Here is an 18,784-nt window from a genome sequence, read left to right on the forward strand (position 1 = left end):
CGAGCGGGCTAGATCATGATAAAAGAGGAAGAAGTCGACCGACTTCGGCAAGAGGCGGAACGCGGCGGCATCGAAAAGCTTGTCGTCGGCGCCATCATCGAGCGCGGCGGCCGCGTCTTAATCTTGCGGCGTTCACCGGACGAGACCTACCTCGCCGGGCTGCACGAGATACCGAGCGGCGGCGTTGAACCGGGCGAAGGACTGCTCGATGCGCTCGTGCGCGAGGTGCGCGAGGAAACCGGCCTCTCCATCAAGGCCGTCCAGCGCTACGCGAACTCGTTTGATTACGTCAGCGGCTTAGGCAAAAGGACGCGTCAGTTCAATTTCGCGGTCGAAACGGATGACGGTGCGGTTTCGCTGAACCCGGCCGAACATGACGCCTATCTATGGATCAGTCCGGCCTCGCAGGAGTTCGCTGCCCTCAGCATGTCGGACGAGACGCGAGCTTGCATCCGGCACGCTTGCGTGGCTGCGTGAGACTCTAACCATATCAGGGGATAAAGGGGCGGATAGCTCATTGCTCGCCGTAATACCGCGCGACACGATCAAGCAGCGCCTGAATCCGGCTCACTCCCGCGCTCGTGGCCTGATCCTTGCCAGCATAGCCGGACAGAAGCCAGCCCATTTCGGGCAAGCGATCCCCGTTCCATTTTTTGAAATAATCGTTGATGAAGAGGTCGACGAACAACTGCCGCTCGCGGGCGGTCAGTTCCTGATCGAGCAAGACGGAGAGGCGATCGTGCGCGGAGTTCGTCCATGCCCGGCGCGGTGAACGCGAACCTGCCGGGGAGCCGTCAATTTTATCCCGCCACATCATTGTCACGCCGCCGGAGGCACCGGACGCCCGCTCGAAATCCGCGAGGACGCGGTGCGCGGCTCGCAGTTGTGCCTCGTCGAGCTTACCAACTGAGTGGAGCTTCGCCAAGAGCGTGCCACGAGCGAAATCGAACTGTTTATCACGGCACCCGACGAACTTGTCCGAGTAGAGGGCAAGATCGACGCCAGCCATCTCCGCTCGACGCTCCGCTGGCGCCAAGGATTCGTCACGGTTTCCGACTGCGACGTTCACTCTCATTCCCCGTCATTCACGCTGTGTGCGTTGAATACTCCAAAAACTCGGGCATCGGTTCAATTTTTTCGCTGGATTTTTTATAATATGCATGAAAAAGCCCGCTACGGGCGGGCTTTGAAAACAAAACTCGTGCTTGCTTCATTTTTTTCTCGGCGGGCGCTCGCGCTTCTCGCTCATGTGCCACTCGACGATCGGGGCAACGATTTGAATTACGCAATCCCGAGTGGAAAATGAAGGGTACGCGGGGTTTATTGGCGAAATTTCAAACTGTGCTTCGTCGCATGGAACGTATTTTCCAATTGAATATTGGTGCTCATCGCGTCCAGCAACAAAGGCGAAAACCATATCTCCCGGAATCGGATCGAAGTCTCGATCAATTATTGCTATATCGCCCGGTTTATACCTTGGTGAATTCGATTCGTCCCGAAGTTCGTAGTATTCTAGCATGAAACGGCACTCCTGATTATGGGCCGACAGCCCAGTTGAAACCGGGGATGCTGCGGGACGGACGCGACCGCAGCGCCCGCCCCGCCCCCGCTACCTCTCATCCGGGCATGCGGACCCGGACGGTCGGAATTTTCCGGAAATTCTCTCGCCTGATGCGCGACAGATACTCCAAATTATTCCGAATTCTGGTGTGGGCCAGGCGATGGCTATGCGCCCATCCGGGAGGCGGACGCCATGAACGGCGTACTCCCCACGCGCGGCCTCGATCGCCTGACGCACCGCGCGCTTTTCGATTTCCGTCAGGCTGTCGAACGCGCGGCGACTCTCCTCGTCCATCTCCGTCATGCCCGGCCGCCGATCGGTGTCGCCGCTGACAGGCGAGTCAGATATTCCGCTTCCGCGTCAAGGGCGTCGAGGATTGCATCCATGCGCTCGGCGCCTTCCTCATCGCCACCACGGCGTAGGATTTCCGCGACAGCTTCGGCCAAGGCGCGCGCCTGCCGGACGAAGCCGCGCGCAGCTTCCAGCTCTGGGCGTGTGAAAATCATGGAAGCCGCTCCGCCTTCTCGGCAGCCGCAAGGCGGGCGTCGATGTCGCGCTCGACGTCCTTCGCTCGAAAAAGCAGCGTCTTGACGCGGGCAGTCACGGCGACATCGCCAGCGTTTTCGGCAACGGAAAAGCGCATCTTCAATGAATCTGCGAGATCGATTCAGGAGCACTGAAACCGTGCGCAATTCAACGGCATTGAGCGACATGAAAATTGCCCTTCCCGCTTTGCCTTCAATTCGAATAAGCGTATTCTATACGCACACGACATCGCGAGCAACCTCTATACGCATTTTTGATGAAAGTACGCAATGATTACGGGCGACCAACTGCGGGCGGCGCGCGCGCTCGCGCGATTGACGATCCAGGAACTTGCCGAATTGGCAACCGTGAATAAGGCGACGGTTGTACGGATCGAGTCTGGAGCGAGGGCGAACAGGTTGACGCTAATCCGCCTTCAGGAGGTTCTCGAAGAACACGGCATCACCTTCATTGACGCGGACGACACGGGAGGAAGTGGCGTGCGCTACCGTCTTGGCGTCGAGCGGCAAACTTCCGGAGCGGCTGACAATACCTCAAGCAGCGAAGATGGAAGCGGTGTTCAGGCACAATACCCTGAGCTAGCCGATTATTGGATCGAACACCCCGAAGCACTCGCACGCCTGTCCGATGAAGGTCGCCGGGCGATATCCGAGGCGGCGCTTGGTGATCCGCGCGCGCTCGACGACTTGGCGGCGCGGCCATGAAACGCGAGCGCCTGTGCATAACCGCGCACCGTGGCGCACACGACCTTGACGTTCCGTACACGCACGCAGGATGTTGTGCGTCATGCACTCAGCGACCCCTATCTATTGCGCATCACGCGCTATCTCCCTTGTTTCGCTCAGTCGGTTAATCCAACTCTTGGAGAGACCGCCGTGCAGCGCGAACCTAGAAAATCACTCCCTTCCCCTCTGACCCTTCAGCCGCGCCTGGTCGGCCGCGAGGCTGCGGCCGCCTTTATCGGCCTTTCCGTCAGAAAATTTGACGAGCTGGTGGCGGATGGGCGCATGCCCAAGCCGAAGCGCATCGACGCGCGCGTTCTTTGGGACGTCCGCGCGCTCGATGCGGCTGTCGATCGCCTTAACGGGGATGTCTCGCGTGCTGTCGATGGGGCGCGAGCATGAAAACGCTTGATGAACACGGCGCCATGAACAGCGACGAACACGAGCAGCGCGAAATTCGTTTCGCGCCTCAAGCCTTTCGCGTGCGCGGAGACGGCAGCTTTGAGTACCTAGAGCGCAACGAACAGGGACAGTGGCGTCCAGCACCTGAGCCTGAGTGGCAGATTGTGCGGCGTGAAAGTTCGAGGAAGTTGCAGGCGAGCGCCGCTCCTTCAGAGCTATCCCCGCTCGATCTTTACACACTGGAAGATGCATGTTTGCGCTTCTTCTCCGGTCTAGGAGTGACGCCGGACGATCTCCGTGCGCTCGCGAAGAGAAAAAAGCTTTCAGTCATATCCGTTCGCCGGAAAAAATTCGTTCGTGGTGAAGATCTGAAGGAGATGGTGATATGCCTCGCAGAGCGAAGCCGCCCCGTTTGTGGCTCGAAGAACGCGAAGGCCGGGAATCGAAATGGATTATTCTCGACTCCGGCCGAAAAATCAGCACGGGCATCGATCGAGCGGATGCTGAAGGAGCCGCGCGCGCCCTCGAAGCCTACATCTCTGAAAAATACGAGCCCAGTGGGAGCAGTAATCCCGCTTCGGTCTCGATAGCCGAGGTTTTGGAAAACTACCTCCGCCTGCACGTTCCCAATCTAGGCGAGCAGGCGAATCCTCGACGGCACGTGCGCGACCTGGTCGAATGGTGGGCCGGGAAAACCGTTGCAGACGTGAAGGGCAAATCGTGTCGAGAGTATTTTGAGTGGCGCAAAACGCGTGCGGCTTACGGCGCGAAGGGCGACACGACTGCAAGTCGAGATCTCGCGACACTCAGAGCCGCTATCCGGCTTTGGCACAAGGAGCACACGCTTTCGATGGTTCCGGTGGTTTCAATCCCCGAGCCTTCCGATCCGCGTGACGAGTGGCTCACGCGAGATCAGGTTGCGCACCTGCTTCGTGTCGTCCGGAAACGACCGAAATCCGCGCACCTCGCTAGGCTTATTCTGATTGGGGTTTACTCCGGCACGAGATCAGGCGCGGTTCTGGGCCTCCGGTGGATGCCGTCTACAGATGGGGGATGGGTCGATCTAGAACATGATCTCATGTATCGGCGTGGCAGGGGGAAATCGGAAACCAAGAAGCGAACTCCGCCGGTTCGCATTCACGCCCGCCTTTTACCCCACTTGCGCCGCTGGCGCGATGAGGACGTGGCGCGCGGCATCACCCATGTCATTCATTTCAATCAAGGCCCAGTGAAGAAGCTTCGGCGATCGTGGGATTCAGCACGCGAAATCGCTGGCTTCGATCAGCACTTTGTCCTTCACAGCTTCAGGCATACGGCTACGACGTGGATGCTGCAAGCGGGCGTGCCTATCTGGGAGGTTTCCGGGTACGTCGGCATGTCCGTGAAAACCATCGAAAAGGTCTACGGTCATCACTGCCCAGACTACCAGAACAAGGCTGCTTCCGCGATTGCGCCGAAGCGTGTTCCGAGGCGTTCTTTCGCGCGAATGATTGGCGAATGAAACGTGCGAAAAGGTGCGAACAAAACGGGAAAAATCGAGCTGCTTTCGACCAGAAAGGCCAGAAAAATCAATGATTGCGATGATCGCACGTCACACTTTTAATCAGAGGGTCGATGGTTCGAATCCATCTGGGCTCACCAACAAAATCAAGAGTTTACTCCCTCGATCCCCGGCAAGGTAAAGCCTCGGGGTAACAGCGAGGGTAACAACCGCCTCGTTTATTCCGCAACTCCTTCGACATAAAAAAACTCGACGCTTGCCCAACTTCCGGTGATACGAGCGAGGGGTGCCGGAGACATGTGACACTTGGCCCGCTCCATTGAATCGTCGCAATAATAGCTTCGGCTTAGGGTCGAGAGCGGAAGCTTGAACTGATCGACCCAATTTCCGCTTGCTACCACTTACCGGTCATCCTGATCATTTTGTGCGAACGAAGTCATAGCCCAACTGCACAAAGCGATGCCGACGGCGCATCTCGTTGGGTGCATGAACCCCACTGATTGGTATTGGCACATCCCGGCGTGTTGAACTGCTGCATCAGATCTTTCGCCCGATGGTAAGGCCAATCCTTGCATAACCGGGCTCACCATCGCCCAGAAGCACGGTGTTCTTGTGGCCCTCGATCAGCGGCACCGCTGCTTTGCTCGTGTCGAACCACACTTCGACCGGCCTTCCGGCGGCGAATCGCCACGGCGTCGTATCCTCCACATGAACGGTTGGCCTCGCCCCGAAATAACGGAAAACCGCGTCCCGGTTGGTGTCCGGCGCGCGAAGCAGAATTTCGGCGTCCTTCAGCGCAGCGAATCCGCCGCCGCCATCGGCTCGGTAGTTATTGGTTACCACCGCGAACTCGCGCGTTAGGTCGAGCGGCTGGCCTTCAAAGCGGACGTCAGCGATGCGGCCCGATGACTTCGTCACGTCGATTGCGTAGGTGAGACCGGCAATCGCGTCGAAATTGTAGGATGGGATCCTGGTGTTTACGAGCGGCTGCCTTCCTTCCGCCGACGGGTCGATCGTGTTGAAAACCCGCGACGCCCATTCAAGCCAGGCGACGATCTGCGCTCCCGTCGCCTTCACCACGGTAACAGTATTGCTGGAGTAGATGTAGAGATCGGCGACGGCGCGCATCGGGACCGGGCCTGCAGGGATGTCGATGAAACTGTCGGGCGTATAGCCCACGCGATACGGTGCTGCCGCCGATAGCAGCGGCAACTCGCCGAAGCCGGCAGCGGCAAGGAGCGGCTTGGCGTAAGCGATCTGCGCGGCGTTCACGAGCGCGGTCGTCGGATCGTATCCCGCCCACACGAAATAGCTGTAAATAGGAGCGTCGAGCATGCCGGCGGGCTGCTCGATCCAGCCCAGCGTGCCCGCGTGCGCGGCTGCGATGGAGGCCGCCACCTCCGCATCTGCGGAGGTGAGTTCGTGAACCGTGCCGCCCTCCCGCCGATAGATCGGCCGGGCTTCTACTTCCGCTTTCTCGACAACCCAGCGCTCGCCTTCGCGCCTGAGGTTGAGGTCGACAACGCCGAGATGGCTGCCCCAGAAACCCGGCATTACGGCAGGCACGCCATGAAGCCGCCCCGCAACCGCGTCCACTTCGTCGGCGGCGCTGGCGTAGTCCTTTCCCGGGAAGATGCGATGGGCGTGCCCCAAAAGGATCGCGTCGATACCAGGAACGGCTGCAAGATGAAGCGCGGCGTGTTCCTCGCCTTCCGTCCATGAGCCGGTTCCTATCCCCGAATGGCAGAGAGCGATAAGGAGATCGCATTTCTCGCGCAACTCGGGGATGAGCCGTCGCGCCGTCAGCACGATGTCGCCCGCCTCCACCTTGCCCTCAAGGCGCGCCTTGTCCCAGCACATGATCTGCGGCGGCAGGAAACTGATGACGCCGATGCGCAACGCGTGCTCCGCGCCTGCTTCATCCTTGAAGACGCGCTTCAGGACGGTGTAGGGCGGAAGAAACGGCGCGCCATCGGCGCGAACGACATTTGCGCAGAGGAAGGCGAAAGGCGCATTTCGAACCGTCGCCTCCAGAAAATCGAGGCCGTAGTTGAACTCGTGATTGCCGAGGCCCGCCGCGTCATAGCCGAGCGCCGCCATCGTCGCGACGAGCGGATGCGGTTCGATGCCGGGCCGCTGCGCCGCGATGTAATCCGCGAGCGGGTTGCCCTGAAGAAAGTCTCCGTTGTCGAACAGCAGCGTGTTCGGGGCTTCGCGCCGCGCCGCGCGGATGAGGGTTGCAACCCTTGTCAGGCCGACCGTCGGATCGGGCTTCGCGTGGTAGTAATCCCAATCCATCACGAACATGTGCAGATCGGAGGTTTCGAGCAGGCGAACACGCATGCGCGGGCCGGAGTCCGCTGCGAGCGCGTCCGACAAGCCGAGGGTAGCGAGATAGGCCGCCGCGCCAAGGGCGGTGCGGCGGGTGATTTCGATGCTCAATCACGTCTCCTGCATTGCGGTTTGGGATGCGACGCCGCGTCCGCCTTCAAGGCCATGGCGCGCCGCATTAAGTGCAATCCTCACCTCGGACTCGGGCAGCGAGTGACTGCCGAGGATGAGGCGCTTGAACTCGTCGTTCAGGTGCCCCTCGACGCGGTGCAGAAGGTTCAGCCCGAGCAGCGCGTAAAGCGCGGTGCCGATGCCGACAGCGGTTGCCAGAAGCGCGGCGGCGATGCCACGGCTGACGGCGGCAGGGTCCGAAATGCCACCGGACGACAGCGCATTGAACGTGTCCATGATGCCGAGGATCGTGCCGAGCAGGCCGAGCAGCGGCGCAGCCGTCACGATGGTATCGAGCACCCACAGCCGCGCCTCGACCTTGCCGCTCACCTTGATGAAAAGGGTTGCCGAAAGATCTTCAAGCGCCTCGCGGGTCGCGCCGGGCGACCGAAGCGCTCCGACATAGGTTGCGAGGCTCCGCGTGAGCAGGTCTCGCGAGCGGAACGCGGTCGCAGGGACATGTCCGGAGCCGTGAACCACGGCTCCAAGCTTTCTGGTGCGAAGGGCGAGCAGCCCGTAATAGACGAGCCGCTCGACCACCACGAAGGTGAGCACCACCACCGATCCGTAGAGGATGTTGATGCACACATCGTGGAAATAGGCAGTGTCGATAGTCACTTTACAGTCCTGCGCGGAAGGTCAGCATAAACGACCGATCCTGACCCATATAGTAAGTTGGCATATTAGAAGCGCTTGGTGCGGCGATCGTGTTACCGTTTACACCCGTTGTCGCCTTCGAGTTGTTCTTGACGCTGTAGACCCCAGTGAGGTCGTCGCTGCCAAGAATATTGTAGATGTTCAGCTTGATTTCGGGACGCTTCAGGAAGCCAATGTCATCGAAACGGTAACCGATAGAGGCATTCACGCGGCCGAAGGAGTCCATCTTTTCGTCGTTCATAAAGGTCGCATATTGCGAGCCGTAATACTTGAAGGCGATGTTGCCAAAGATCCGGTCGTCGTCGTAGTCGATACCGATGCCGACCTGATAGTTCGGCACGTTTGGCAGCATATTGCCGGACGTGCGAAGATAGTCATTGACGTTGACGCCGTTGACCGAGGTGGTCGAAGTCGCGAGAATGCTATTGTCAAGCATCTCCGCACGGATGACTTCGCCCGACACATACGGCCGGAAGTTGTGGATCGGCCGCAGGCCAAACTCCGCGTTGACGCCATAATTCTGGACGGTGCCAGCATCCACGGTCACACTCTGGCTGCTGCCCGCCGCGTCCGCGACGTAGGTCGAGACTTGGAAGTGTTCGTAATGGCCGTAGAACGCGGAGACCGACGTCGAGAAAAGAGGGCCTTGGTAGCGATGCCCGATTTCATAATGAATGCCTTCTTCCTTCGGCACCTCGGTATTGAGCGTAATAACGCTGGCAGGGGTCAGCGTGTAGTTTGGCGCTGAGCGGAAGGTCGTTGCGACATTCGCGAACACCGTGTTGTCCTTGTCGAACTTGTAGCGGACACCGGCTGTCGGAAGCGTTGCGGTGTCGTACAGTTCGAGTTCCTGGCCACCTGGCATGCGGTTGTCCACGGTGCGGTCAACCCACACCTGCTTAGCACCGTATATAACCGTTAGCTTGTCAGTCGCCTTCCAGGTGTCGCCGAGGAAGACCATGTTCGTCATGGTGTCGGTCTGCCAGTTGCGCTTCTGAAGTTCGCCTGTCGGGCAGTTAGCTGCGCTTGCAGTTCCCCAAGCTCCGTTGGAGAATATTTGACATTTGCTGCCTGTGGGCACGCTTATGCCCCCCGAACCAGCGAACTCATCATCCACGCTACCATCGGCGTTCAGACGAGCGAAAGGCCCCCATTGATGATGCATCGCATATTCGAACCAGTGGCCTGCCACGATTTCGTGGTTACCGACATCGTAAGTGAACTTGTTGATGACGCCAGGGCGATGCGTTTCCGTGATGGAGGGGTTGTAGTAAAGAATCTTATCCCCTATGAGATTGTTTCCATTCAGGTCGCCGAACGTGATCTTCGTGTTACCCGAGGTGTAAGTGCCGCCCTCCGTAAGAGAGTAAGCGCCGCCACCATTGCCATAGCCGTACCAATAGTACGGAAGGGTATCGAACTTCAGGTTTTGTGAAAGCGTGAAGTTGGACGGCGCGCTGAGGATCAGATTCTTGAACGGGTTGACCTTATAGCCGTAGTAGTTCGAAGCGCCGTTGGCCGACTGGTCGAGAAGTAGCGTGGTGCTATTCGGCGTAAAAAATGAGTCCGGGAGCGACGATTTGTAACCCCATGTGCTGTAGGGCTGACCAGCTTGCGCCTTCGTCGGCGTAGCATAGAAATTGTTCAGCGCGTCGTTGTAGATCGCGGCGAAGCGGATCGTGTTGCCGGGCGAAAGCTCCCACTTCATCTTGAAGTCGATGTGCTGACGGTCGTCTTCGCCTGGGCCGATCCAGTGATCTTTCGTCAGCTTGGAATAGCTGACATAGGCGCTGACGCCGTTGATCTCGCCGGATTCGACGCGGGTGAAAGCACGGAACAGCGAGTCCGAGCCGACGCTGAGGTCGACGAGAGCGCCTGCATCTTTCGCGGGGTCGCGCATATAGATGTTGATCACGCCGCCCGCAGCGCCAACATGCGGCGAGTCGAGGTCCGGCGAGCCTTGTGCGATCGACACCTGCTGGATGTTTTCGGCGTCGACATATTCCTGCGGATAGAGGGCGTAGTTGCCGGAGTCGTTCACCGGCATGCCTTCGATGGTCAGGCCGACATGGTCAGAATTGAAGCCGCGCAGGCGGATATTGCCGCCGTTGAGGCCCGTGTTATCGGAGCTGGATTGTGTCACGCCCGGCAGTAGTTCAATCATCTGATAGGGGTTCGCGGTCGGCGACTGCTTGTCGATGGCGTCGCGCGTCACGGTGGAGCGCGTCTTCGTCGCCTGTTCGAGGATCATGTAACCGCCGCCGATATCCTGGCGCGTCACGCCGCCGGGCGTAACCTTGACTTCGGTCGCTGTCCCCGCGCCGCCCTGAGCTGCCACGGCTGCGGTTTGCTGGAGAAGCGCGCCGTAGTCGGTCGGCGACGACGTGAGGCCCGGCTGCGCCAGCGCAACGGCTGGACGCTTCGCAGGCTCGGTCGCGTAAACCGTGCCGAAGCTCGCCTGAGGCTCGGCCGCGCGCGCCGTCGGCTGCAACGGCTGCGGCTGCTGATTGGCCTGCGTCGGCTCGGCGGGTGCCTGCGGCGCCGATGTAGATTGAGCAAAAGCGACGGTTGAAAGCGCCGTGCTGAAGAGTAACGTGGCGCTAACGCCACGCAGGATGGTACCACGCATAATATTACCCCAGTGCCCTATTAAAACTCAGTACGCTATGCTGCCCGATAGGATGCTGGACTCACTCTTCGCCCCACATCCCGACTTCAAGACGCTTGCCTTCGCCGCCTCGTCCAGAATTGACGAGCCGGAACTCTTGACGATGAGCACATTTTCAATCGCCCCGGACTGAACATGTACTTCGAGAACTACAGTGCCATGCGGTTTAAGCTTCCTGGCCTCCTTCGATGACGGATAACGCGCGCTTTTCTGAAGGCAGGTGCGGAAGGCTGATGCCTCCTTTTCGCGCGTAGCCTCGCGTTTTTGCTCCGCAGCCGCCGCGAGACCGTCCTCGTCCACCAGTGGTGAAGGCGGAGCGGTCGGAGCCTCTTCCTGTTCTGCGACAGCCGGCTTTTCTGCCTCCGGCGCTTCCTCGGGTCCCGGAGGAGGCGGGGGAGGGGGCGGAGGAATGACTTCTTCCGGCGGCTTCACCTCCTCCGTGGGAGGCATCGGAGCCGCGCTGTCCTCTTTCGGTTGTTCCTTGGGCGTCTCGGTTAACGCCTCCAGAGCGATTTCGACCGGTGGCCCCGATGGCCCCGGCTGGCTCGGCAGTGTCGGACGCGAATGAGCCACGAGCGCACCCAGAAAGGCGACCGTCACAAGCGCCGAGGCATTGCTGATTATGTCGCTTCGCTCGCCCATCCATCGTTACCTCGGCCGAGCGACGATCTGCGCGCTCGCGACACCGGCGAGCTTCAGAGCGTCGAGGACACTGACGATATTCTGAAGCTGCGCGCCTTCGTCGCCGGCGATAATCACCACGAGCTTTTTGTTCGGATCTTCGAGAGCGCGCAGACGGTCGGGCAGGTCTGCGATCTCGATCTGCTGTCCATCGAGGAATATCTTCCCGTCGCGGTCAATTCCGACCATCGTCTTCTGCCGTTCCACGACCTGATCGGGCGAAGCCGAACTCGGCGGCTTTATTTTCAAGCCGAGCGCGGGAAGCACGTTTATGCTGATAAGAACGAAGAAGACCAAAAGAAACATCATCACATCGATCATCGGAATGATCTCGATGCGTGCATGCTGACGCCGTTTTTCTGGCCAGTTTCTCATGCCCATGCCGGATGTACCGGCTCCCACCTTCGCCCGGCTTCAAAACAGCCTGAGAGGCATGACAGAGGTGTGAATGATTTTTGAAAGCGCTGTGACGTGGCGGAATTGCCATAGGGCGTTTGTCGAAGAACTCGCAGCTTGACACTGGAGGAGGCCTCGTTGTCGACTGATCACTGAAAGCGCCAAGCATCAACGCTGGCCCACACCACAAGCGGCGTTCGTGAGCACGGGCAAAGCCGCGCCGCTAATGCTGCTTGCCTCAGCATTTGTTTCGTAGCTGGGTAAATGATCCATGTTGCGATGATTGTCAGTCCGGCAATACCCCAGAAGAAGACCGAGGTAGTTAACCTGCGCACTTCCGCTTCCGGCCTTCTGCGCCGGTCGTGGGAGTTGAAGGCCAAGGCGAAAGCGAGCCGGCTCACAGCGCGTCAAGCCTCGGTTCCAGTCGGCGCGGCTATTGATTTCGGGCTCCTTGATACCTTTGGAGGAAATAATTATCCGATCAGTGCAGGGGTCTTGCAGAGATAGGCGTCATCTTCGATTTGCTTGACGAGAAAATCTGCGACGTCGGCGCGCGAGATCATGCCGTTACGCCAGTCGGCGGGCTTATCGAGGATTTTATACCGGCCTGTGCGAGGACCGCTGGTGAGGATGCCCGGCCGGACTATCACCCAGGACAGAGCGCTGCGCCGAATAATCGTCTCCTGCACCGCCTTATCCGCATAGACGCGGCCCAACAGGAGTTCGAACGGAAGGCGCTGCAACAGTGACATATGCTGGCGGCTGTCGCCGGCCCCAAAGCCCGTCACAGAAATCAGACGCTTCACGCCCGCGCTTTCCATCGATTGGATGAGTATGCGCGTTGCGTCGGAGAAGAGTCGAGTGTGGCTGGTCACCATAGCAAGGCTGGCCTTCGCTCCGAGCGTCTCGATGACGGCGTCGACGCCCTTAACGGCCGCCGCGACATCCTCGGCTCTGAGCGCATCGCCGTTCACCTTCGTAAGCTCCGTATGGGTAATTGGGATTTGGGAGGCGGATCGCGCGAAAGCGCGCACCCGATAGCCTTGATCGAGAGCTCGTCGAACCGTCTCAAGTCCGATGCCGCGGCTCGCGCCGATGATGAGAATAGTCCTCATGGATAAGGGGTACGCCCTATGGGATTGGGTTGAGCATGGTTGAAGGTAACATGGATTCCAGATCGTCACGACGCAGTCGCAGGATGCCGGGTTCATGTTGCGGGTTCGGGCCCTGATGGTTCGCACCATGCGTTCGGCCTGACCGTTCGTCCAGGGATGGTAGGGTTTGGTGAGCCGGTGCTCGATGCCGTGCTGGTCGCAGACCCTGCCGAAGAGGTGAGCGACGAAGTCGCCGGACCTGTCGCGCTGGACGAACTGAACGCCGAACCTGAGCGCTTGTCGCTCAGGATAAACCTTCGCTCCTGTGAGCACGGTGTGCACTTTGTAGGGAATGGCCGCGACGAGCACCTTGAGGAAGGCGGTGGCCGCGCGCTTGGTCGCCTTGCGATAGATGCGGGCGAACACGAGCTTCGAGGTGCGGTCGACGGCGACGAACAGGAAGCCCTTGCCGCCTTCATAGCGGAGTTCCGCGATGTCGATATGGAAGTAACCGATATCGTAGGCCTTGAGCTGCGTCGGCTTTTCATGATCGGCCTTGGGCAACCGCGAGATGCCGTGGCGCTGGAGACAGCTATGGCGACGGTGGAAGGACTCGCAGTTGCCAACATCTATTATAATCAGCCGATGCTGGGTCTTATGGAGGCTTCGCTGCCGAGGACCATAACTGAACTGGTCCCGACGATGACCCAGCGTCTTTTGGAATCCGCCTCAGACAATCTCTATTATTAATCTGGGCTGGCAGATACGCAATCGGAAGTCATTCATCTATTTTCAAAAATGTAAATTCCAGATATATTTGTACGACAATTTACAAATCGGCTGATTTCACTCAATAAGTCAGAACTTTTGCTTTGAAAAATTGATGATTTATGCTTGTCATTGTCATGTTATCTGTGTTTATGATTGATGCAGGCTTTGTCATCTGTCGTGTCAATCAATTGAATGCAGTTCCGACTTCACTCGACATCCCAGCAGTTTCGGAAGCTACTCTCCACCAGACGGAGAAAGGCGCGGTCATGACGGCGCCTGTCATCCACCTGTCTCGCAAGGAGAAGGCCGTCTGCGTCGAACGCCTCACGCTCCGTCGCGGCGAGCGCATCATTCTGAATGACATATCGCTTTCCTTCGCCGAGGGCTCGGTTACCGTCGTCGTCGGACCGTCCGGCGTCGGAAAGACGACGCTTGTCAGCGCGATAAACGGGCTTCTCCGACCGGAGAAGGGCCGCATCGTCGTTTCGGGTATCGGTGCGCTCGACAACCCGGCGGCGCTGAAGGCCGCGCGTCACCGCATCGCGACGATCTTTCAGGATCACGCGCTTATCGGGCGGCTTTCGGCCATCGACAACGTGCTGCTGGGGCTCGACGACATGCGCTACCTTGTTGCAGCGCATGCATACTACCGGAGCGGGGTGCTGGAGGACGAAGCGCGCGGCCGTTGCTTGCGCGCTAACCTCGTTTCGCGACGAGTACCTTATGCGTTTCCTCGGGAGGGAGAGGGATGGCCTGTGGCTGAATTCGTGGACGTTGATCTCGACGCGGATGGCTGGCGCTGTTCGCTGTGGCTCGGGTGGCTACGGGTGCGGCGACGATGCCGAGTGAAGGCGCGGTCGGCGACAGAAGAGAAAAGGACTGACTTGCAAAACTGCGTGAGCCCAGGCATAGCGCGCGATGCGCCAAGCCTGGGCGAACTCGAAATCAAAAAACTAGAGATTCGAGGGGACGACGCTTTCAGTCATTGATTTCATGATCCCGGAGAAAGAACAGGCCCACAACAAAACTGATTGCTGCTACGCCAACCGGGTACCAAAGTCCCGCATACGGATTTCCGGTTGCGGTCACTATGGCGAAGCTGACAAAAGGAAGAAAGCCTCCGAAGATGCCGTTTCCCAAGTGAAATGGCAGTGAAAGAGATGTGTATCGAATTCGTGCAGGAAAAAGTTCCACAAGGAACGCAGCCATAGGACCATAAACCGCAGTCACGGCGACCATCATCGCCAAGATGATCGCAACTGCCATCATCCAACGTATTTCTGAAGCCTCTGCAGCCTTGGGATAAGATGCCTGTTCGAGTGCGATAGCCCAGGCTTTTGAATCGAAACCACGGATCGTAGCGGTACCGATGGATACGCTCAGTGCCTGATCGGTCGATGGCGTGCGAACTTCATAGGTAACACCGGCTTTCGCCAGGAATTCCTTTGCAAGGTCACATTGAGAAACCGGCTTTGAAAATATATGGACATTGCATTCGCTAGCGTACAGTACGACGGGATTCAGTCGCTGAGCTGCTGCAAGCCTTGGATTTACAGCGTCAGTGAGTGCGTGGAACGCGGGAAAGAAGCCAATCGCCGCCAAGAGCAAGCCACTGAGGATGACCGGCTTTCGGCCGACCTTGTCCGACAAGGATCCGAAGAACAAGTACATCGGTGTCGCCAACACCAATGCAATACCGATCAATAGATAGGCATCGCTGTAATCGAGCTTGAGCGTTGCCGTCATGAAGAACAGCACGTAAAACTGTGCCGTGTACCAGACTACTGCTTGACCTGCGATCGCGCCAAAAAGCGCGACTAGGACCCTCCGCAGGTTCGTCCAATTTCCAAAGCTTTCCTTGATGGGTGCTTGCGATTGTTTGCCATCCCTTTTCATCTGCGCAAAAACAGGACTTTCTTCGAGCGAAAGGCGGATCCAGACGGAGGTGGCGAGCAACACGATAGAACCGATGAACGGCAGACGCCAGCCCCAAGCAGCGAAGTCGGCGGGCGACATGCTCGCTCGGCATGCGAAGATGACTACCAAGGACAGGATAAGCCCAACCGTGGACGTGGTCTGAAGCCAACTCGTTCTTGCTCCGCGGCGGCCCGGAGGGGAATGCTCAGCAAGATAGGTAGCCGCCCCTCCATATTCGCCTCCGATCGCAAGACCTTGAAGCAATCGCATCGCAACCAAGATGACCGGTGCCCACATGCCGATTTGGGCATAAGTCGGCAGAAGCCCGATGACTGCAGTCGAAATGCCCATAATAACAATGGTTGCAAGGAATGTGTACTTTCGCCCGGCAAGATCACCGAGACGTCCGAAAATAAGCGCACCAAACGGTCGAACTGCAAAGCCCGCTCCAAACGTTGCCAGACTGGCGAGGAACGCTGCTGTTTCATTTCCTGGAGGAAAGAAGAGTGCTCCGAAGAACGCCGCAAGAGTTCCGTAGATAAAAAAATCATAGAACTCGAAAACGGTGCCAAGTGAACTTGCAACGATAACTTTTCGATGTTGTGCAGTGAGAGGCACTTTTCCTACTTCGTCAGCAGGCACTACATAAGCGACCATGTTTGTCTCGTAGATGTGGGTTGTCGCGAAATTCAGGAAGCGCAATGCTTGCAGTGCTCGGAGTGTGAGTTCCAATATTGGTGACTGCCCTCCGGTGGAACATGAACAAGCTCAAGTTTCAGACCATCAGGATCAGCAAAAAACACAGCGTAGTAACCTGGCTCATACTCATATTCAGCGGGTGCATCTAGCACTGTAACGCCGAGCTCGAGCAAGAGTGCATAAAAGCGATCCACGTCGGCGCGACTTGAAGCATTCCACGCAAGATGATGGAATCCAGGAGCGTAGCGATCATGCTTGGCAGCAATGTGCTGGTCGTTGGCAATACTCAGGATGAACCAGTGAAGAACTTCACTTGCACTCCAGCCTGCCCAGGCTAAGCGTTTATCATCGGCCTCGACCAGCGTGTATCCCATGAACTTCAATAGCGGGTCATAGAAAACTCGTGCGCGAGGAATATCTGTAACAGTCAAGCGGAGATGATTTATTGAGCCGACGAGTCCGACTTTTTCGGCTACTTTGGTTGGCAGCGATCCGGTCATCGATAGTCCTTCTGTGATGTTGAGGAAACAGTGAGTTCGGGATACGCCGCAAGGGCGGCTGTTCCCCCGGTGTGTACGAACACGACGTTGCGGATGGATTTGTCAAAGCGACCACCTTGACAGGCTGCGATGAGACCTGCCATCCCTTTTCCGCTATAGACGGGGTCGAGGAGCAGCCCTTCAAGCTTTGCCGTTAGGGCGATTGCGTCAAAAGTCGACGGGTCGGGAATGCCATAACCAGCCCCGCGAGCGCTATCCTCCACTTCGGGTAGCCAGCGGTGGTTGACTATGGATGGTGCTTTGAGAAGGTCAGCGGCGAGATAACCAGCACGATTCACTTTTGCTTTTACACTGTCCGACCGAGCGCCGACGCTCATGCCTACGATCCGTCCTGACCATGAGCTGAGTCGCGCGCCGAGCATCAGACCCGCCTGCGTCCCTCCACTGCCGCTAGCGAGAGTTAGCAAATCGAACGGTTCTTTATTCAGCTCCATTTGCAACTGAATCTCGAAGAACGCACCTATGTATCCGAGCGTCCCCACTCCGTTCGAGCCGCCGATTGGAATAACGTAGGGCGTCGCGCCATCATTTCGGAGCTCTTCGGCTATAGCTGCGCACACCGGCGCGCTCTCCTGATGCCCAGGAACTATGTGAATATCCGCACCTAAGATGCGATCAATTTGGGCATTGCCGGTTTGACTGTAGGTGCCATCTCGTCCCGCCACTGTGTCTGTCAGAACGAGGACGCACCGAAGCCCAGCGCGAGCAGCGGCGGCTGCGACCTGCCGTGCGTGATTTGATTGGAGTGCACCAGCGCTGATCAACGTGTCACATCGCTGCGCAAGCGCGTCCCCGACAAGATACTCAAGCTTGCGTGCCTTGTTGCCCCCTGTCGCCAAGCCAGAGCAGTCGTCTCGCTTAACCCAGATCCTTGGTCCTCCGATCTCGCTCGAGAGCCGGTCAAGCGGCTCGAGGGGAGTGGGGAGATGCGCCAAAGGAAAGCGCGGAAATCCCTCGAGGCGCCTCGCAACCGCACTTAGTTCCAATTCTCTCAGCCGATCGATCATCAGTAGCCCATCGAAATTGATTGACAATGATGCTATTTGCGACCGATACATCGCACAAACGATATTGTTCGATGGGATCTATCGAGGAAGTCGATGGTGGACGGTTTGTCTGACATGTTGTCTGCCCGCGTGCCCGATCTGGACATCGTGCGCAGCTTTGTTGCGGTGTGCGATCGCCAGGGGTTCACGAGGGCTTCTGAGCATTTGAGTCGCACTCAATCCACGATTAGCCTCCACATCAAGAAGCTGGAGGAGCTTTACGGGTGCAACCTCTTCATAAGGGGGAAGCGCAAAACTGCCTTGACAGCAGAGGGCGAAGTCCTTCTGGGCTACTCAAAGAGGATGTTGCAGCTGCACGAGGAGGCAAAGGCTCGACTTCGTGGGACTCACGTCGAGGGCGTTGTGCGGATCGGAATACCGGAGGACTTCGCGACTTTTCAGCTTCCCGTTGTGCTCAAGCGATTCGCAGCCATGCACGCCGGGGTGAGACTTGAGGTCCGCAGTGCGATGACCGCCGACCTAATGGCGGCTATGAGCAACGGTGACCTAGACGCGGTGGTGGCGCGACGTGGTATCGGTACTGAGGGGGGCCAAGTGATCTGGCGTGAACCTCTTGTTTGGGCTGCGCCTCGCATCGACAGACTTGAACAGCAGAGGCCATTGCCGCTTGTCATGTTTCCTCATGGATGTGTGTACCGACCGATCGTGCTTCAACTGCTTGATCTCGCGGCGCTTCCATGGCGGATCAGCTATACAAGTACGAGCCTCTCTGGAATCCAGGCCGCATTGGTGGCCGGTTTGGGCGTCACTGTGCTGGCGCGAAGCACGGTAACGCAAGACATGAGGGTTATCGATGGCGAAGCGCTTCCTGCAGCGCCTCAAACAGAAATCGCAGTTTTCCGTCGGAAGGAAGATTCCCCCGCTTGCGATGCCCTGGTGTCATACATCCGAGAAAGTTTTGAAGACGCTCCTAATTTGGCAGCTCCGCTAAGATAGGCCGGAAACTTCCAGCCCCTATGTCTTGATCTAGGTGACGTACCCATAAAGGGGTTCCCGAATCGGGCGTGCTGTGATTCCAACTCCCAAACGGGGGAGTTTCT

At 58.2% G+C, this 18,784-nt stretch carries 19 protein-coding genes and 2 pseudogenes; 7 read left to right on the forward strand and 14 right to left on the reverse strand.

Annotation, left to right across the window (positions count from 1 at the left end):
• Positions 1-15 precede the first annotated feature (15 nt).
• Complete coding sequence (locus tag EK416_RS17220) at positions 16-477, forward strand: NUDIX domain-containing protein (protein WP_127079681.1); 462 nt, start codon at positions 16-18, stop codon at positions 475-477.
• 37 nt (positions 478-514) lie between these two features.
• Here EK416_RS17220 and EK416_RS17225 read toward each other — a convergent pair whose 3' ends face one another.
• The 4 genes from EK416_RS17225 to EK416_RS17240 all read right to left on the reverse strand — a co-directional run bounded on the left by EK416_RS17225 (position 515) and on the right by EK416_RS17240 (position 2,204).
• Positions 515-1,009 (reverse strand): hypothetical protein, encoded by a 495-nt coding sequence (locus tag EK416_RS17225; protein ID WP_127079683.1) that lies wholly within the window; start codon positions 1,007-1,009, stop codon positions 515-517.
• A 201-nt stretch (positions 1,010-1,210) separates the two neighbouring features.
• A complete protein-coding gene (locus tag EK416_RS17230) occupies positions 1,211-1,519 on the reverse strand; it encodes a S24 family peptidase (protein ID WP_127079685.1) in 309 nt (102 codons plus the stop codon).
• A 341-nt stretch (positions 1,520-1,860) separates the two neighbouring features.
• The gene (locus tag EK416_RS17235) at positions 1,861-2,067 is read right to left on the reverse strand and encodes a hypothetical protein (RefSeq protein ID WP_127079687.1); all 207 of its coding nucleotides are present in this window, start codon (positions 2,065-2,067) and stop codon (positions 1,861-1,863) included.
• The gene (locus EK416_RS17240) at positions 2,064-2,204 is read right to left on the reverse strand and encodes a hypothetical protein (RefSeq protein WP_245434091.1); all 141 of its coding nucleotides are present in this window, start codon (positions 2,202-2,204) and stop codon (positions 2,064-2,066) included. The genes EK416_RS17235 and EK416_RS17240 overlap by 4 nt, the downstream gene beginning before the upstream one ends.
• 172 nt (positions 2,205-2,376) lie before the next feature.
• On the opposite strand from EK416_RS17240, the gene EK416_RS17245 reads away from it, so the two are divergent.
• The 3 genes from EK416_RS17245 to EK416_RS17255 all read left to right on the forward strand — a co-directional run bounded on the left by EK416_RS17245 (position 2,377) and on the right by EK416_RS17255 (position 4,732).
• Complete coding sequence (locus EK416_RS17245) at positions 2,377-2,811, forward strand: helix-turn-helix domain-containing protein (RefSeq protein WP_127079689.1); 435 nt, start codon at positions 2,377-2,379, stop codon at positions 2,809-2,811.
• 45 nt (positions 2,812-2,856) lie between these two features.
• Positions 2,857-3,231 carry a helix-turn-helix transcriptional regulator gene (locus tag EK416_RS17250; protein WP_245434092.1) on the forward strand — a complete coding sequence of 125 codons (375 nt, stop codon included), beginning with the start codon at positions 2,857-2,859 and terminating at the stop codon, positions 3,229-3,231.
• A gap of 412 nt (positions 3,232-3,643) precedes the next feature.
• The gene (locus tag EK416_RS17255) at positions 3,644-4,732 is read left to right on the forward strand and encodes a tyrosine-type recombinase/integrase (protein WP_164730085.1); all 1,089 of its coding nucleotides are present in this window, start codon (positions 3,644-3,646) and stop codon (positions 4,730-4,732) included.
• A gap of 537 nt (positions 4,733-5,269) precedes the next feature.
• On the opposite strand, the gene EK416_RS17260 is transcribed toward EK416_RS17255, so the two are convergent.
• The 7 genes and pseudogenes from EK416_RS17260 to EK416_RS17290 all read right to left on the reverse strand — a co-directional run.
• Positions 5,270-7,174 carry a bifunctional 2',3'-cyclic-nucleotide 2'-phosphodiesterase/3'-nucleotidase gene (locus EK416_RS17260; RefSeq protein ID WP_127079693.1) on the reverse strand — a complete coding sequence of 635 codons (1,905 nt, stop codon included), beginning with the start codon at positions 7,172-7,174 and terminating at the stop codon, positions 5,270-5,272.
• Positions 7,175-7,852 carry a MotA/TolQ/ExbB proton channel family protein gene (locus EK416_RS17265; protein WP_127079695.1) on the reverse strand — a complete coding sequence of 226 codons (678 nt, stop codon included), beginning with the start codon at positions 7,850-7,852 and terminating at the stop codon, positions 7,175-7,177.
• A 1-nt stretch (position 7,853) separates the two neighbouring features.
• The gene (locus EK416_RS17270; RefSeq protein ID WP_127079697.1) at positions 7,854-10,520 is read right to left on the reverse strand and encodes a TonB-dependent receptor; all 2,667 of its coding nucleotides are present in this window, start codon (positions 10,518-10,520) and stop codon (positions 7,854-7,856) included.
• A gap of 27 nt (positions 10,521-10,547) precedes the next feature.
• A complete protein-coding gene (locus EK416_RS17275) occupies positions 10,548-11,201 on the reverse strand; it encodes an energy transducer TonB (RefSeq protein WP_127079699.1) in 654 nt (217 codons plus the stop codon).
• A 6-nt stretch (positions 11,202-11,207) separates the two neighbouring features.
• On the reverse strand, positions 11,208-11,615 hold the full coding sequence (locus EK416_RS17280; protein ID WP_127079701.1) for an ExbD/TolR family protein: 408 nt from the start codon (positions 11,613-11,615) through the stop codon (positions 11,208-11,210).
• 494 nt (positions 11,616-12,109) lie between these two features.
• Entirely contained in the window at positions 12,110-12,847 is a 738-nt protein-coding gene (locus EK416_RS17285) for an NAD(P)-dependent oxidoreductase (RefSeq protein ID WP_342634638.1), read from the reverse strand.
• Positions 12,848-13,327: pseudogene (locus tag EK416_RS17290) on the reverse strand (transposase family protein); the annotation flags it as partial.
• Here EK416_RS17290 and EK416_RS18055 point away from each other — a divergent pair.
• Positions 13,277-13,441 (forward strand): annotated as a pseudogene (locus EK416_RS18055) (MFS transporter); the annotation flags it as partial. The pseudogenes EK416_RS17290 and EK416_RS18055 overlap by 51 nt on opposite strands.
• 179 nt (positions 13,442-13,620) lie before the next feature.
• The gene (locus EK416_RS17300; protein WP_245434093.1) at positions 13,621-14,490 is read left to right on the forward strand and encodes an ATP-binding cassette domain-containing protein; all 870 of its coding nucleotides are present in this window, start codon (positions 13,621-13,623) and stop codon (positions 14,488-14,490) included.
• On the opposite strand, the gene EK416_RS17305 is transcribed toward EK416_RS17300, so the two are convergent.
• From EK416_RS17305 to EK416_RS17315, 3 genes are read right to left on the reverse strand one after another with little or no spacing between them, the layout of a single operon-like run.
• Positions 14,480-16,150 carry an MFS transporter gene (locus EK416_RS17305; RefSeq protein ID WP_342634635.1) on the reverse strand — a complete coding sequence of 557 codons (1,671 nt, stop codon included), beginning with the start codon at positions 16,148-16,150 and terminating at the stop codon, positions 14,480-14,482. The two genes, EK416_RS17300 and EK416_RS17305, sit on opposite strands and share 11 nt — an antisense overlap.
• Positions 16,108-16,617 (reverse strand): VOC family protein, encoded by a 510-nt coding sequence (locus tag EK416_RS17310; RefSeq protein ID WP_127079703.1) that lies wholly within the window; start codon positions 16,615-16,617, stop codon positions 16,108-16,110. Before EK416_RS17310 ends, EK416_RS17305 begins: the two co-directional genes overlap by 43 nt.
• On the reverse strand, positions 16,614-17,735 hold the full coding sequence (locus EK416_RS17315; RefSeq protein ID WP_342634636.1) for a D-cysteine desulfhydrase family protein: 1,122 nt from the start codon (positions 17,733-17,735) through the stop codon (positions 16,614-16,616). The genes EK416_RS17310 and EK416_RS17315 overlap by 4 nt, the downstream gene beginning before the upstream one ends.
• A 42-nt stretch (positions 17,736-17,777) precedes the next feature.
• Here EK416_RS17315 and EK416_RS17320 point away from each other — a divergent pair, with 42 nt between their 5' ends.
• Positions 17,778-18,680 (forward strand): LysR substrate-binding domain-containing protein, encoded by a 903-nt coding sequence (locus tag EK416_RS17320; RefSeq protein WP_245434094.1) that lies wholly within the window; start codon positions 17,778-17,780, stop codon positions 18,678-18,680.
• The last annotated feature ends 104 nt before the right edge of the window (positions 18,681-18,784 follow it).

The sequence above is a fragment of the Rhodomicrobium lacus genome (genome assembly GCF_003992725.1).
GTDB classification, from domain to species: domain Bacteria; phylum Pseudomonadota; class Alphaproteobacteria; order Rhizobiales; family Rhodomicrobiaceae; genus Rhodomicrobium; species Rhodomicrobium lacus.

What these genes read in the sequence shown, in the direction of transcription:
- EK416_RS17280 (WP_127079701.1), bottom strand. Translation starts at nt 11,615, where the DNA reads ATGAGAAACTGGCCAGAAAAACGGCGTCAGCATGCACGCATCGAGATC.
- EK416_RS17320 (WP_245434094.1), top strand. Translation starts at nt 17,778, where the DNA reads ATGGTGGACGGTTTGTCTGACATGTTGTCTGCCCGCGTGCCCGATCTG.
- EK416_RS17285 (WP_342634638.1), bottom strand. Translation starts at nt 12,847, where the DNA reads ATGAACCCGGCATCCTGCGACTGCGTCGTGACGATCTGGAATCCATGT.
- EK416_RS17230 (WP_127079685.1), bottom strand. Translation starts at nt 1,519, where the DNA reads ATGCTAGAATACTACGAACTTCGGGACGAATCGAATTCACCAAGGTAT.
- EK416_RS17235 (WP_127079687.1), bottom strand. Translation starts at nt 2,067, where the DNA reads ATGATTTTCACACGCCCAGAGCTGGAAGCTGCGCGCGGCTTCGTCCGG.
- EK416_RS17245 (WP_127079689.1), top strand. Translation starts at nt 2,377, where the DNA reads ATGATTACGGGCGACCAACTGCGGGCGGCGCGCGCGCTCGCGCGATTG.
- EK416_RS17315 (WP_342634636.1), bottom strand. Translation starts at nt 17,735, where the DNA reads ATGTATCGGTCGCAAATAGCATCATTGTCAATCAATTTCGATGGGCTA.
- EK416_RS17225 (WP_127079683.1), bottom strand. Translation starts at nt 1,009, where the DNA reads ATGGCTGGCGTCGATCTTGCCCTCTACTCGGACAAGTTCGTCGGGTGC.
- EK416_RS17300 (WP_245434093.1), top strand. Translation starts at nt 13,621, where the DNA reads ATGCTTGTCATTGTCATGTTATCTGTGTTTATGATTGATGCAGGCTTT.
- EK416_RS17220 (WP_127079681.1), top strand. Translation starts at nt 16, where the DNA reads ATGATAAAAGAGGAAGAAGTCGACCGACTTCGGCAAGAGGCGGAACGC.
- EK416_RS17310 (WP_127079703.1), bottom strand. Translation starts at nt 16,617, where the DNA reads ATGACCGGATCGCTGCCAACCAAAGTAGCCGAAAAAGTCGGACTCGTC.
- EK416_RS17270 (WP_127079697.1), bottom strand. Translation starts at nt 10,520, where the DNA reads ATGCGTGGTACCATCCTGCGTGGCGTTAGCGCCACGTTACTCTTCAGC.
- EK416_RS17240 (WP_245434091.1), bottom strand. Translation starts at nt 2,204, where the DNA reads ATGCGCTTTTCCGTTGCCGAAAACGCTGGCGATGTCGCCGTGACTGCC.
- EK416_RS17275 (WP_127079699.1), bottom strand. Translation starts at nt 11,201, where the DNA reads ATGGGCGAGCGAAGCGACATAATCAGCAATGCCTCGGCGCTTGTGACG.